Source organism: Rhodosalinus sp. FB01 (assembly GCF_041365715.1).
In the GTDB taxonomy this organism is placed as follows: Bacteria; Pseudomonadota; Alphaproteobacteria; order Rhodobacterales; family Rhodobacteraceae; genus Rhodosalinus.
Genome location: NZ_JBGFSH010000036.1, coordinates 1 through 772, shown reverse-complemented (window position 1 = coordinate 772; position 772 = coordinate 1). Strand labels below are relative to the sequence as shown.

Annotated in this window: 1 protein-coding gene; it reads left to right on the top strand. The window is 69.3% G+C overall.

What is annotated here, in order from left to right; genetic code table 11:
* Window positions 1-772: thiamine pyrophosphate-binding protein (locus AB6A65_RS16395; RefSeq protein WP_371039472.1), on the top strand; the 772-nt coding region annotated here is incomplete at both ends.

Genomic DNA, 772 nt, shown 5'->3' with positions numbered 1-772 from the left:
CTTTTTCCGAGGGCGGGGATCACCTTCTGGGACTGCGCCCATGAAGGCAGCGCGGGGATGATGGCCGACGGCTACACCCGCGCGACGGGCAGGATGTCGATGATGATCGCGCAGAACGGCCCGGGCATCACCAATTTCGTGACCGCCGTGAAGACCGCCTACTGGAACCACACGCCGCTGCTGCTGGTCACGCCGCAGGCCGCCAACAAGACCATCGGCCAGGGCGGCTTCCAGGAGGTCGAGCAGATGAAGCTCTTCGAGGACATGGTGGCCTACCAGGAAGAGGTGCGCGACCCCTCCCGCATCGCCGAGGTCCTGACCCGCGTGATCGCCAAGGCCAGGCGCCTGTCGGGCCCCGCGCAGATCAACCTGCCGCGCGATTTCTGGACCCAGGTCGTCGATATCGAGATCCCCGAGCCGATCGATTTCGAGGTCTCGCCCGGCGGCGAGACCTCGGTGGCCAAAGCCGCGGCGCTGCTGTCGGCGGCGAGGACCCCGGTCCTTCTCAACGGCGCCGGCGTGGTCCTGTCGGAGGGCGGGATCGCGGCGTCGATGGCGCTGGCCGAGCGGCGCGACGCGCCCGTCTGCGTCGGCTACCAGCACAACGACGCCTTCCCCGGCGCCCACCCGCTCTTTGCCGGGCCGCTGGGTTACAACGGGTCGAAGGCGGCGATGGACCTGATCCGCGACGCCGACGTGGTGCTGGCGCTGGGCACCCGGCTCAACCCGTTCTCCACGCTTCCGGGCTACGGCATCGACTACTGGCCCGCCG